9 protein-coding genes and 1 tRNA gene are annotated in these 12,594 nt (G+C 66.7%); 2 read left to right on the forward strand and 8 right to left on the reverse strand.

Annotated features, from left to right (window positions below):
- Positions 1-68 precede the first annotated feature (68 nt).
- Positions 69-2,273, forward strand: a complete 2,205-nt coding sequence (locus LQ772_RS08985) for a histidine kinase dimerization/phosphoacceptor domain -containing protein (RefSeq protein WP_231320303.1) — start codon at positions 69-71, stop codon at positions 2,271-2,273.
- Between the two features lie 377 nt (positions 2,274-2,650).
- Here the strand turns inward: LQ772_RS08985 and LQ772_RS08990 are convergent.
- The 8 genes from LQ772_RS08990 to ald all read right to left on the reverse strand — a co-directional run bounded on the left by LQ772_RS08990 (position 2,651) and on the right by ald (position 11,357).
- Positions 2,651-2,740: transfer RNA gene (locus tag LQ772_RS08990), tRNA-Ser, on the reverse strand.
- A 29-nt stretch (positions 2,741-2,769) separates the two neighbouring features.
- Positions 2,770-4,050, reverse strand: a complete 1,281-nt coding sequence (gene serS / locus LQ772_RS08995; RefSeq protein WP_231320305.1) for a serine--tRNA ligase — start codon at positions 4,048-4,050, stop codon at positions 2,770-2,772.
- Positions 4,051-4,161: 111 nt separating this feature from the next.
- On the reverse strand, positions 4,162-4,737 hold the full coding sequence (locus LQ772_RS09000) for a hypothetical protein (RefSeq protein ID WP_231320306.1): 576 nt from the start codon (positions 4,735-4,737) through the stop codon (positions 4,162-4,164).
- A gap of 92 nt (positions 4,738-4,829) precedes the next feature.
- Positions 4,830-6,149 (reverse strand): replication-associated recombination protein A, encoded by a 1,320-nt coding sequence (locus LQ772_RS09005; protein ID WP_231320307.1) that lies wholly within the window; start codon positions 6,147-6,149, stop codon positions 4,830-4,832.
- A 55-nt stretch (positions 6,150-6,204) separates the two neighbouring features.
- Positions 6,205-6,876, reverse strand: a complete 672-nt coding sequence (locus LQ772_RS09010) for a YoaK family protein (RefSeq protein WP_231320308.1) — start codon at positions 6,874-6,876, stop codon at positions 6,205-6,207.
- Positions 6,877-6,883: 7 nt separating this feature from the next.
- Entirely contained in the window at positions 6,884-7,546 is a 663-nt protein-coding gene (gene lolA, locus LQ772_RS09015) for an outer membrane lipoprotein periplasmic chaperone LolA (protein WP_231320309.1), read from the reverse strand.
- A 197-nt stretch (positions 7,547-7,743) separates the two neighbouring features.
- Positions 7,744-10,068: a DNA translocase FtsK gene (locus LQ772_RS09020; protein ID WP_275045763.1), complete on the reverse strand. Its 2,325-nt coding sequence runs from the start codon at positions 10,066-10,068 to the stop codon at positions 7,744-7,746.
- Positions 10,069-10,292: 224 nt separating this feature from the next.
- The gene (gene ald / locus LQ772_RS09030; RefSeq protein WP_231320310.1) at positions 10,293-11,357 is read right to left on the reverse strand and encodes an alanine dehydrogenase; all 1,065 of its coding nucleotides are present in this window, start codon (positions 11,355-11,357) and stop codon (positions 10,293-10,295) included.
- Between the two features lie 205 nt (positions 11,358-11,562).
- On the opposite strand from ald, the gene trxB reads away from it, so the two are divergent.
- A complete protein-coding gene (trxB, locus tag LQ772_RS09035) occupies positions 11,563-12,525 on the forward strand; it encodes a thioredoxin-disulfide reductase (protein ID WP_231320311.1) in 963 nt (320 codons plus the stop codon).
- Positions 12,526-12,594 lie beyond the last annotated feature (69 nt).

Consider the following 12,594-nt stretch of genomic DNA (forward strand, 5'->3'; position numbering starts at 1 on the left):
AACGCACCAGGCGAAGCGTACGCCCGCAACCCACGCCGCAAACGCCAAGCGGCCTTACTGGCCAGCCCATGGGTTATTCCCCCGAGGAACACCACCACAGCCTGTTCGACCGGGAGCTCATCCATGTTCCCGCAGCGATACAGCCACACGGCGCCCTGCTCTGGCTGGACGGCCTGGGCGTGGTTACGCAGCTTGCCGGCGACACATCGCGGGCTGTCGGCGTGGCACCCGAAGCTTTGCTTGGGCAATCCGTCGACGCGCTGATCGACAGCAAGGGCTTCGGGCTTGCACAGATCATGGAAAAGCTCGACCCGCGGCTGCAGGGCTACGTGGTCAAGTGGCATCCCGAGCCCCCGGGAAACGGTGCGTGGGATATCACGGCGCACCCCAATCGCGAGGGAGCCATCATCGAATTCGAGCCAGCGGCGACGCCACCCGCCGAGGCCGCCGACAGCATGTCGCACCTGGCGCGCGCCATTGCCTCGCTGGATCTGCCGCGGGAAACGGATGAACTCTTCGGCACCATGGCCGCCGAGGTGCGCCGACTCTCCGGCTACGATCGCGTCCTCGTCTACCGGTTCCTGGACGACGAAGCCGGCGAGGTGGTCGGCGAGTCTCGCTCCGACGCGCTCCCCTCCCTGCTCAACCACCGCTTCCAGGGCTCCGAGATTCCAGGCGAGGCCCGCGGGCTCTATCTCAGGAACCGGTTCAGGATCATCCCTGATGCGAACTACGTACCTGCCCCCCTGCGAACGTCGGGGTTCCAGGGAGCGCAAACGCTCGATATCAGCGATTGCTCCCTGCGCAGCGCGCCGCCGATACATCTGCAGTACCTGAGGAACATGGGCGCGGCATCGTCGATGTCCATCTCGATAGTGGTGAAGAACGAACTCTGGGGCCTGGTCGCCTGCCATCACAGCACGCCCAGGCACATGGCCTATGAGATGCGCGAAGCTTGCCGGCACCTGGCGCGGGTGTTTTCCCACCAGATCGAGGCACGCGAAGAAGCCCGTCACCAGCGCCAGAGCACCAGCCTGCGACATCTCAGGACGGCCTGGCTCGACGATATGCGCGTGGCGCTCGAGAGGGACCGTCCGTTGGAACTCGATCTGGCCCGGCTGGCCGGGATGGTTCCGTGCGACGGGGTCGCGCTGGTATCGGCCGGGCGGACCGAGCTACGCGGACAGACACCGGGCGAAACGGAAACCGCGGCACTCGCCCAATGGCTGGAGGAGCGGCTGCGCCATGAAGCGTTCGCCACCCACCAGCTGCCGGGCGAGCTTGCCGCGGCGGCGGCCTATGCGACAGAAGCGAGCGGCGTGCTTGCAACGTCGATCGACGCGCCCGATCCGATCGTGCTGTTGTGGTTCCGTGCCGAGGAAATCTTCCCTGTCAGGTGGGCCGGAAGCCCGCACGAATTTTACGACGACGGGCCGGCCGAGCCGACGCCACGGACCTCTTTCGCCACCTGGACGGAGACCATCCGCCAGACGGCTCGCAGCTGGTCGCGGGCCGAAGTCAACGCCGCGCGCCAGCTGGGGCGCTCGTTGACCGCCCTGTTCCAGCAACAGGCGCTCCGGGAGCTCAACCGTCGACTGCGCGACACGCTGGCCGAACAACAGTCGTTGGTTGCTCAGAAGAACGTGCTGATGCAGGAAGTACATCACCGGGTACAGAACAGCCTGCAGATCGTGAACTCCATGCTTCAGTTGCAGGCGCGCCAAACCAGCGATCGCAAAGTGCGCGGGCAGTTCGAGGGCGCCGTGAATCGGTTGATGGCAGTGAGCGCCGTGCACCGGCACCTGTGGCGATCCAGCGACGCGCAGAATGTTCGTCTGGGACCGTATCTCAAGGAGCTCTGCGCCGATCTCATGTTCTCGTGGGGCGATGGCTGGTCTGGCCGCGTCGCGGTCGAAGCCACGGACGCGGCCATTCCAAGCCAGACTGCCGTCACCCTTGCACTGCTGGTCACCGAACTGCTGACCAATGCGGCCAAGTACGCCTATGCCGGTTCGCCCGGTCCCGTCGAAGTACGGGCTGATCGTGCAGGCGACGGACTGCGGCTCATGGTCAGGGATCACGGCCTTGGCATGCACGGCAAGGTCCAGGGCGGTGGGCTTGGTTCGAAGCTCATCCGCATTTTCACCGCCCAGCTTGGCGGTCATGCGGAAACCCTGACCGGCGAAAGCGGCACGACCGTGACGATTACGGTGCCGCTGAAAAGGAATGCATGCGCGCAAAGCGATGCCACGTCGCTGGAAACGCCGGTGTAGCGGGATGTGCCATCTGCATCGGACTCGAGCAGACCGTTGCGAAGGAAACAAAGACATGCGTTCTGCGGGCTTTTCCCGACCCAGCCAAAAAGATCGAGGATGCCAGGGTACGTCCCGGTGCAGACCCCCGCACCGGATCGCCATGCGGCAGAATCCCGTTTGCGGATACCTTGCGGCGGCAGTGCACGCACGCCTGGAAGATTGGCCGATCTTCTCCCCGTCCTGGCCGGCCTGGCGTTCTCGAAACCACCAGTCTGGTGCCGAGATGTCGGGCGGAATTGGTCACCCGTTGCCCGCCGCCCCAGCGGGCGTGATCGGCGGCGGTGGACCTCCCTGCGTGGATCGAATCAGGCGGCGCGGTGTCCCGTCCCGGAATATGGCGGAGAGAGTGGGATTCGAACCCACGGAAGGTTTGACCCTTCGCCGGTTTTCAAGACCGGTGCCTTAAACCGCTCGGCCATCTCTCCGTTTGACTCGGGCCTGCGCTCGGGTCGCGTCAGGCGAGGCGATCGAGGCCCCGCAGGTAGGGCTCGAGTGCGTCGGGTACGGTAATCGAACCGTCCGCGTTCTGGTAGTTCTCCATGACCGCGATCAGGGTGCGCCCGATAGCGAGACCGGAACCGTTCAAGGTATGGACGAGCTCGGGCTTGCCGGTTTCCTGGTTGCGCACGCGCGCCTGCAGGCGACGGGCCTGGAAATCCTCGCAGTTGGAGCAGCTGGAGATTTCCCTGTAGGTGTTCTGGCTGGGCAGCCACACTTCCAGGTCGTAGGTCTTGGCGGCGGTGAAACCCATGTCCCCACTGCACAGAAGCATCTTGCGGTACGGCAAGCCAAGCTTCTGCAGCACGGCTTCGGCGTGTCCCACCATTTCTTCCAGCTGCGCGTGCGACTGGTCGGGACGGGCGACCTGCACCATCTCGACCTTTTCGAACTGATGCTGGCGGATCATGCCGCGGGTGTCGCGGCCATAGCTGCCAGCCTCGGCGCGGAAGCACGGCGTGTGCGCGGTCATGCGCAGCGGCAGCGCTTCGACATCCTGGATGGTGTCGCGCACCAGGTTGGTCAGCGGCACTTCGGCGGTGGGAATCAGGTAACGCCGTGTCTCGCCGACGTCGGTGGCGAACAGGTCTTCCTCGAACTTGGGCAACTGGCCGGTGCCCTGCATGCTGTCGGCATTGACGATCACCGGCACGTTGCATTCGAGGTAGCCGTGCTCGCCCGTGTGCAGGTCGAGCATGAACTGCCCCAGCGCGCGGTGCAGGTGGGCCAGTTGGCCGCGCAGCACGGTGAAGCGGGCGCCGGAGAGCTTGGCTCCGGCGTCGCCGTCGAGCCAGCCGTGGCGCTCGCCCAGTTCGACGTGGTCCTTGACCGGGAAGTCGAAACTCCGCGGCTGGCCCCAGCGGCTGATCTCGACGTTGTCGCGCTCGTCCTTGCCGACCGGCACCGATTCGTGCGGAATGTTGGGGATGCCCAGCGCGATGCCGGCGAGCTTGCACTGCACCTCGCCCAGCGCCTGCTCGTTGGCCTTGAGCCGGTCGCCGATGCCGGCGACCTCGGCCATCAACGGCGCGACGTCCTCGCCCTTGGCCTTGGCCTGGCCGATGGCCTTGGAACGGGTGTTGCGCAGGTTCTGCAACTCCTGCGTCTCGGTGGACAGGCGCTTGCGCTCGGCCTCCAGCGCTTCGACGGCGGCAACGTCCAGGTCGAAACCACGGGTTTGCTTGAGGCGCGCAGCCGTGTCGGCCAGGCGCGAGCGCAGGAGGGCGGGGTCCAGCATGGGGGCGTTCCGTCGAAGTGCTTGAACCGTCGATTATCGCCGTGGGGGCCACGCGCTAGCAAACGCGTGGTCGCCTCCGGAAACCTGCAGGAGCCCGCAAGGAAACCAGGTTCAGGCGGGTCGGCGTTCGCGTCGGCCAAGCCACCAGGCCATCGCGGCACCGGCGAGCAGCCAGCCGATCACCTGCTCGATCAGCGCCGCCGCCGTGAAGCTGGCCGGGAAGCGGTACCAGTTCCAGTAGGGCACCATGGTGCTCATCCAGGCGAACACCGCTACCGCGCCGGCCAGGCCAAGACGCCGACCGAACCCCAGACCGGTCACGCTCATCAGGCTCGCCAGCACGAGCGCCGCCAGCGTATCGCCCGCCCACTGCGTGGCCAACTGCGGCCCCATGCGGGTCATGTCCTCGCCTTGCGGCAGATAGACCACCCAGGCATACGGGGCCGCGCTGGCCTTGGCGCCGTATGCCTTGACGGCGGCCTCGTCACCCATGGCGTCAGGGTCGAGCCAGGGAAGGATGTAGACACCCGGTTCGTTGCCCAGCCCTTCGTGCAGACTGGATAGCACCACGTCCTCGTGGGCCGGCGGGCGTATGCCTGGATTGCCGAGCCCCAGCGCCATGTGCGCCACGGCGCCCCAGATGAACATCACGATGCCGCCGATCAGCGCCGCGATCAGGATACGCATGATGCTTCCCTCCCCGGTTGGTGGGCCGACTCTAGGCAGGCGGCACGCCGCGGATCAAGCGCCGCCGATGTTTGGGCCGGCGTTTGAAGCCACTACTTGCGCGCCTGGCGACGGGCCTCGCGCAGAGCCAGCAATTTCTCGCGCAGCTTCTGCTCCAGTCCGCGGTCGACCGGTTCGTAGAACACCGCGCCATCGAGGGCGTCGGGCAGGCACTGCTGCCCCAGCGCGATGCCGCCGCTGGCATCGTGGTCGTACTGGTAGCCCTTGCCGTAACCCAGCCCTTTCATCAGCTTGGTGGGTGCGTTGCGCAGGTGCATCGGGACTTCGAGCGTGCCGGAGTCGCGCACGGCGGCGCGGGCCTTGTTGTAGGCCATGTAGGCGGCGTTGCTCTTCGGTGCGATGGCCAGCCAGATGGCCAGTTGCGCCAGGCCCAGTTCGCCCTCGGGGCTGCCCAGTCGCTCGTAGGTATCCCAGGCGTCCAGCGCCATGCGCCAAGCGCGCGGCTCGGCCAGGCCGACGTCCTCGACCGCCATGCGGGTCATGCGGCGCGCCAGGTAGAGCGGATCGCACCCGCCATCGAGCATGCGGCACAGCCAGTACACCGCGGCGTCCGGATCGGAGGAGCGCACCGATTTGTGCAGTGCGGAAATCTGGTCGTAGAACTGTTCGCCGCCCTTGTCGAAACGTCGCGTGCGATCGGCCAGTACCTGGGTCAGGGTGGATTCGTCGATGCGCCCTTCGTGGGCCAGTTCCGCGGCGATTTCCAGCAGCGTGAGCGCGCGGCGCACATCGCCGTCGGCCGCCTGCGCGATCAGCTTCAGCGACTCGGCTTCGATTTGCAGGTGCAGCCGGCCCAGGCCGCGTTCCTCGTCGGCCAGCGCCCGTTCGAGCGCCGCCACGATGGCGTCCGCCGACACCGCCTCCAGCACGTGCACGCGGCAGCGTGACAGGAGCGCGGAATTGAGCTCGAACGACGGATTCTCCGTGGTGGCGCCGACGAATACGATCACGCCGCGCTCGATGTGCGGCAGGAAGGCATCCTGCTGGGCCTTGTTGAAGCGGTGCACCTCGTCCACGAACAGCACCGTGCGCCTGCCCTGGGCGAAGTTCGCTTCCGCCTCGGCCAAGGCCTTGCGTACGTCCGGCAAGCCGGAAAGCACCGCCGAGATGGCGCGGAAGTCGGCATCGGCGTAGCGCGCCACCAGCAGCGCCAGCGTGGTTTTGCCACAGCCCGGCGGGCCCCACAGCACCATCGAATGCACCTTGCCCGCCTCCAGCGCGCGGCGCAGCGGCGATTCATTGGCGGTCAGCCGCGGCTGGCCGACGATCTCATCGAAACTTTGCGGACGCATGCGTTCGGCAAGCGGCTTGAGCGCATCGGAATCGGGAAACAGGGAGGCGGTCTCGGGCATCGGCGGATGATACCGCCCGCCGCGTTGCGGGCGCTGACAGCTGCCGGGCGCGCGCCTACGGGGTCGTCGTGCGCTGGCGGTAGAGGCTGTAGAGCGTGCCGCACAGGCCGGTCAACACCGCCGGTATCAACAGACTGCGCTCGCGCAGGTGGTCAAACAGGAGCGCGCCTATGACGCCCCCCAACAGAAAGCTGCCGATCACCAGCAGGCAGACGCGCACGCGCAAGGTATCCACATCCAGCCCACGCAAACGATGCCCGAGGTAGATCCCAAGGTCGGTGAACATGCCCGAGACGTGGGTGGTGCGGAACACGGCGCCACTATAGGCACTGACCATGCCGTTCTGCAGGCCGCAGGCCATCGAGGCCAGCCACAGTCCGATCGACCATTCGCGCTGGAGCAGTGGAACGGCGGCGAACAGCAGCAGCGATTCGAGCAGCAGTGCCACGCCATAGGGACGTCCGAGCTTGAGCGTGCTTTTCTGCACGATCGCGCCACTGGCCATCGCGCCGAACACGAAGGCCAGCAGCGACAAGGCCCAATGAAACGCCTCGCCGCGGTCGCCGGCGCCCAAGGAGATGCCAAGCAGCGTCGTCGAGCCGGTCAGGTTGCTGATCGACTGGTGGCGGAACCCCATGTAGCCCGCGGCATTGATCAGGCCCGCGATGAAAGCGAGCACCCCACCGCCAACCCACGCCCAGCGCGGCAGCTGGCGCAGCACGGGCATGACCGGATCAGTCCTTCAGCGGATGGGTGGTCATGACCGGCAGGTCGCCGATCACGTCGGCGCCCGGAGGCGGGGTGAAGTTGAAGGTCGAGGGCGACAGGTCGACGTTGCGTTGCCAGTCGGAGAAGCGGATGTCGGTAACCGCGCCGAGCTGGTCGCGGAACATCATGCGCTTGAGGCCTTGCGCGTCGAAACCGAGGTCCGCGTAGTCGAACTGCGGATCCTTGGCCCTGGAGCTCAGGCGCAGCCAAAACAGGCCCTCACGCTCGCCCCGCTCGGCCACGCTGAAATCCTTGTCGAGCTGCTTGAGGTCCGTGATGACGGTGAGCGGACTGTGCGCTTCCTCGGTGCTCTGGACGCGCACCGTGACCTGTTCCAGCTCCGGGTCGTACAACCACACGCGGCTGCCGTCCGCCACGATGGTCTGCTTGTACGGCTCGAGCGTGTCCCAGCGGAACTGGCGCGGAGCCTCCAGCGCGAGCGTGCCGGAACTGGTCTTTGCGCCCTGCCCGCTGGCGTCGGCGAGGGTTTGGGTGAAGTGGCCCTTGAGCGAATGCAGGTCGGTCGCAAAAGCGTCCAGGCGCTGGCGCGCGGGGCCCGTGGTGGCATGGGCCAGGCTCGCCAGGGAAAACGCGAGCGAGGCAAGGAGGATGAGGACTAGGCGGTTCATGGAAACCCTGTTCCTGGAACGTGCGGGAAAGTTTGGGTAGCCGCGGCTTAATCGCGGCACAAGCGGATTGTAGGCTCGCTGAGCGTATGCCCTGCGGGACGTATGCAGGGGCGCCTTTGGGCGCACCCCGGTGTTTCATCATGCATGGCGGTCGCGCCCGAGGGCGCCTGTACACGGGATCGCGTCGCGGCAGGTGGCTATTTCGGCGGTGGCGGCGCGAGAACCTCGCGATTGCCGTTGTGCTGCGGGGCACTGACCACGCCGTCCTGTTCCATCTGCTCGATCAACCGCGCCGCGCGGTTGTAGCCGATGCGCAGGTGGCGCTGCACGCCGGAGATCGAGGCGCGGCGGGTCTGCGTGACCACCGCGACCGCCTTGTCGTAGAGCTGCGCGTCGGCGTCGCCGCCTTCCTCGCCATCCTGGGGCAGGCCCGAGTCGTTGATGAACTTGCCGTCGCTGGTGGCCTGCACCTCCTCCAGCACGCCCTCGATGTACTGTGGCGCGCCCTGCGCCTTCAGCCAGGCCACCACGCCATGGACCTCGTGGTCATCGACGAAGGCGCCGTGCACGCGCTCGGGGGTGGCGGTACCTGGCGGCAGGTAGAGCATGTCGCCGTGGCCGAGCAGCGCCTCGGCGCCGGACTGGTCGAGGATCGTCCGGGAGTCGATCTTCGAGGAAACCTGGAAGGCGATGCGGGTCGGGATGTTGGCCTTGATCAGGCCGGTGATCACGTCCACCGAGGGACGCTGCGTGGCCAGCACCAGGTGCACGCCAGCGGCGCGCGCCTTCTGCGCCAGGCGGGCGATCAACTCCTCCACCTTCTTGCCGACGATCATCATCATGTCGGCGAATTCGTCGATGATGATGACGATGTAAGGCAGCGGTTCCAGCGGCTCGGCCGCCAGGTTGGGCATTTCGGGATTCGGACGGAACAGCGGGTCGAGCAACGGCTGACCGGCCGCCTCGGCGTCCTTGACCTTCTTGTTGAATCCGCCCAGGTTGCGCACCCCCACCGCGGCCATCAGCTTGTAGCGGCGCTCCATCTCGGCGACACACCAACGCAGGGCGTTGGCGGCCTCCTTCATGTCGGTCACGACCGGCGCGAGCAGGTGCGGGATGCCTTCGTACACCGAAAGCTCCAGCATCTTCGGGTCGATCATGATCATGCGCACGTCTTTCGGGCTCGCCTTGTAGAGCAGCGAGAGCACCATCGCGTTGACCGCGACGGACTTGCCCGAACCGGTGGTGCCGGCGACCAGCAGGTGCGGCATCTTGGCCAGGTCGGTGACCACCGGCTTGCCGCCGATGTCCTTGCCCAGCGCCAGCGCCAGCGGCGACTTCATCTGGTCGTACTTGTCCGAGCGCAGGATCTCGGACAGGTACACGATCTGCTTGCGGGTGTTGGGAATCTCCAGGCCGATCACATTCTTGCCGGGGATCACGTCGACCACGCGCACGCTGACCACCGAGAGGCCGCGGGCGATGTCCTTGTCCAGGCTGGACACCTGCGAGCCGCGCACGCCGGCGGCGGGTTCCAGCTCGAAGCGGGTGATCACCGGACCGGGATACACACCGACGACCTTGGCCTCGATGCGGAAATCCTTGAGCTTCAGCTCGACCTGGCGCGAGAGCACTTCGAGGGTTTCTTCCGAGTAACCCGGCCCCTGCTCCGGCGCCTCGTCCAGCAGCGACAGCGGCGGCAATTCACCGGGCTGCGAAGCGCCCACGAATAGCGGGATCTGCGTCTCGAGCCTGGCGCGCTCGCTCTTGGCCACGGGCGCGGGTGGCGTCTCGATGCGCACCGGCTCGCGCTTGGCCTGCTTGACCGCCTCGGCCTTCTTGACCACTTCGCGCTCGGCGCGCGCCTGCTGGGCCTTGGCCACTTCCGGCGCCTGCTTGAGCTTGCCGCGCAACCAGCCGACCAGCATGAGCGTGCCCTGACCGGTCCAGTCCATCACCTTGAACCAGGACAGGCCCGTGGCCAGCGTCACCGCGATCAGGAACAGCGCCAGCAGCAACAGCGGCGCGCCTTTCTCGCCGAAGGCCTGCAGCAGGCCGTGGCCGACCCACTGCCCGATGATGCCGCCGGTTCCCTGCGGCAGCACGGGCTCGCTGAAATTGAGATACATCAACGCCGGCGCGGTGATGAAGAAGAACACGAAGCCGATCAGCCGCAGCGAGGACTCCCACGGGTGTTCGGCATGCTCGCCGCGCTGGCGCAGCACCTGCACGCCCAGCAACAGGAGCAGCAGCGGAAAACAATAGGAAACCCAGCCGAAGATGTAGCGCAGCAGGTTGGCGATGTTCGCGCCGACGGCGCCACCGAAGTTGCGCGCGTGTTCGACCGTGCCGACGTGGCCCCAGCTCGGGTCCTGATCGTTGTAACTGGCCAGGCAGACCAGCAGGTAGACCGCCAGCGGAAGCAGCAGCAGCGCGCCGGCCTCGCGCAGGCGGCGCTTGGCTTCTTCGCTGAGACCGACCGATTCGGGTGCCTTCTTTACGTTTGCTGCGCTTCGCGCCACCAGAGTGGATTCCCCTCGAGACTTCGCCCCAAGTCTACACAGGGCGCGGAGGGGGTAGTAGCTTGATTTTTCTGCAAAGGCGCAGGTGTCCGGAGGCGCCCCTCTCCCGCTGGAAGAGGGGCCGCGGGCGAGGACACGGGCGCAGCGAAATGCCGCGCTCCGCCCGTACCCTCACCCGCCTGTCTACACCCTCTCCGGGAGGAGAGGGATTCAGGCGTCGAGGCTCAGACCATGCCCTGCAGCGCCGGATGCACCAGCTTGCCGCCATCGACGTTGATGCCGCCGGCCAGCGGGGCATGTTCGCGCCACTGGTTGCCGGCCGCCAGGCGCTGCACGTACGGCAGGATCGCTGCGGAGATCGCCACGGAGGAGGTCTGCGGCACGGCACCCGGCATGTTGGTCACGCAGAAGTGCGTCACGCCGTGCACGTCGTAGGTCGGCTCCTTCCAGGTGGTCGGGCGCGAGGTCTCGAAGCAGCCACCCTGGTCGATCGAGATGTCGACCAGCACGGAGCCCTTCTCCATGGTCTTGACCATGTCCTCGGTGACTACGCGCGGGGCCTTGGCGCTGGGGATAAGCACGGCGCCGACGACCAGGTCGGCGTCGCGCACTTCCTGCGCCACCGACGACTCGTAGGCGTACAGCGCGGTCACGTTCGGACCCATCGCCATCATCTCGGCGAGGCGATCCTGGCGCTTGTCGAACACCACCACGTTGGCGCCCGCGGCCGCGGCCAGGGCAGCAGCGTTGCCACCGGCTGCGCCGGCGCCCAGTACGACGACCTTGCCGCGCGGCGTGGAGGCCATGCCGCCCAGCAGCTTGCCCTTGCCGCCCTGCGGACGGTGCAGCAGCGTGGTGCCGATCTGGGTCGCGATGCGGCCGGCGATCACCGACATCGGCAGCAGCAGCGGCAGGCCGCCGTTTTCTTCAACGGACTCGAACGCTACGCCGGTCAGGCCGATGTCGAGCAGCGACTTGGTCAGCGCCGGCTCGGCCGCCAGATGCAGGTAGCAGAACAGCAGGTGGTGCTTCTTGAGCAGGGCCAGGTCGCCGGCGATCGGCTCCTTGACCTTGACGATCAGCTCGCCCTTCTCGTACAGCGCGGCGGCGTCGGGAACGACGGTGATGCCTTCCTTGGTATAGGCCTCGTCGGAGAAGCCGCTCTTCTCGCCGGCGCCCGCCTGGATGAACACCTCGTGGCCGCGGCGGACCAGGTCGGCGGCAGCGGCGGGGACGAGGGCGACGCGCCCTTCGAGGGTCTTGGTTTCGGAAGGAATACCGATACGCATGGCAGTTAGCAATCCTGTGGGGTTGGGCCGGCGCAAACGCGTCGACGGGTGGGAAACCGGAAAGCGGAAGCCTTGAATCGCCCGTCGCCCTTCCCCATCCTTGCGGGGTTCCAAGCACCGGCCTTTTCGACGCGGCAACATCCATGTCGCGCCTGGTCAAGGCAAGTAACGATCAAAGCCGCCAGCAAACCCAAGGATTATAACGATGACCACCCCCAAGCACAGCCGCCTGCTGATCCTCGGCTCGGGCCCCGCCGGCTACACCGCTGCGGTGTACGCCGCGCGCGCCAACCTCAAGCCGACCCTGATCACCGGCCTGCAGCAGGGTGGGCAGCTTATGACCACCACGGAAGTGGACAACTGGCCGGGCGACGTGGAGGGCCTGCAGGGCCCGGCGCTGATGCAGCGCATGGCCGAGCACGCCGAACGCTTCCACACGGAGATGATCTTCGATCACATCCACGTGGTGGACCTCAAGCAGCGCCCGTTCCGCCTGAAGGGCGATTCCGGCGAGTACACCGCCGACGCGCTGATCATCGCCACCGGCGCCACCGCCAAGTACCTGGGAATCGCCAGCGAGGAGAAGTTCAAGGGCCGCGGCGTGTCCGCCTGCGCCACCTGCGACGGCTTCTTCTTCCGCGAACAGGATGTGGTGGTGGTCGGCGGCGGCAACACCGCCGTGGAGGAGGCGCTCTACCTGGCCAACATCGCGCGCAAGGTCACCCTGGTGCACCGCCGCGACAAACTGCGTGCTGAAAAGATCATGCAGGACAAGCTGTTCGAGAAGGCGGCTGCCGGCAAGATCGAGCTGATCTGGAACAGCACCATCGACGAAGTGCTGGGCGACCAGTCCGGCGTAACCGGCGTGCGCGTGAAGGACGTCAATTCCGGCGCGACCCGCGATATCGAGGCCACCGGTTTCTTCGTCGCCATCGGCCATACGCCCAATACCGGCATTTTCGAAGGCCAGCTGGAAATGCACGACGGCTATATCAAGATCCGTAGCGGGACCAGCGGCATGGCCACGCTGACCTCGGTGCCGGGCGTGTTTGCCGCCGGCGACGTCGCCGACCACGTCTATCGCCAGGCGATCACGTCGGCCGGTTTCGGCTGCATGGCCGCGCTCGATGCCGAGCGCTGGCTGGACCAGCAGCACTTGCTCGGCTGATCCGAGCCCTGGCCCTGCGCAGTAGCCCCCTTGCGGGCTCCCGCCTGAAGCACAAAAAAAGCCCCATGC

Origin of the sequence: Frateuria edaphi (genome assembly GCF_021117405.1) — a bacterium.
GTDB lineage: Bacteria > Pseudomonadota > Gammaproteobacteria > Xanthomonadales > Rhodanobacteraceae > Frateuria_A > Frateuria_A edaphi.

Excerpts from the sequence above, each read along its gene's own strand:
- LQ772_RS08985 (WP_231320303.1), top strand. The coding sequence starts at position 69 with ATGGGTTATTCCCCCGAGGAACACCACCACAGCCTGTTCGACCGGGAG.
- LQ772_RS09005 (WP_231320307.1), bottom strand. The coding sequence starts at position 6,149 with ATGCCCGAGACCGCCTCCCTGTTTCCCGATTCCGATGCGCTCAAGCCG.
- trxB (WP_231320311.1), top strand. The coding sequence starts at position 11,563 with ATGACCACCCCCAAGCACAGCCGCCTGCTGATCCTCGGCTCGGGCCCC.
- LQ772_RS09010 (WP_231320308.1), bottom strand. The coding sequence starts at position 6,876 with ATGCCCGTGCTGCGCCAGCTGCCGCGCTGGGCGTGGGTTGGCGGTGGG.
- serS (WP_231320305.1), bottom strand. The coding sequence starts at position 4,050 with ATGCTGGACCCCGCCCTCCTGCGCTCGCGCCTGGCCGACACGGCTGCG.
- LQ772_RS09000 (WP_231320306.1), bottom strand. The coding sequence starts at position 4,737 with ATGCGTATCCTGATCGCGGCGCTGATCGGCGGCATCGTGATGTTCATC.
- lolA (WP_231320309.1), bottom strand. The coding sequence starts at position 7,546 with ATGAACCGCCTAGTCCTCATCCTCCTTGCCTCGCTCGCGTTTTCCCTG.
- ald (WP_231320310.1), bottom strand. The coding sequence starts at position 11,357 with ATGCGTATCGGTATTCCTTCCGAAACCAAGACCCTCGAAGGGCGCGTC.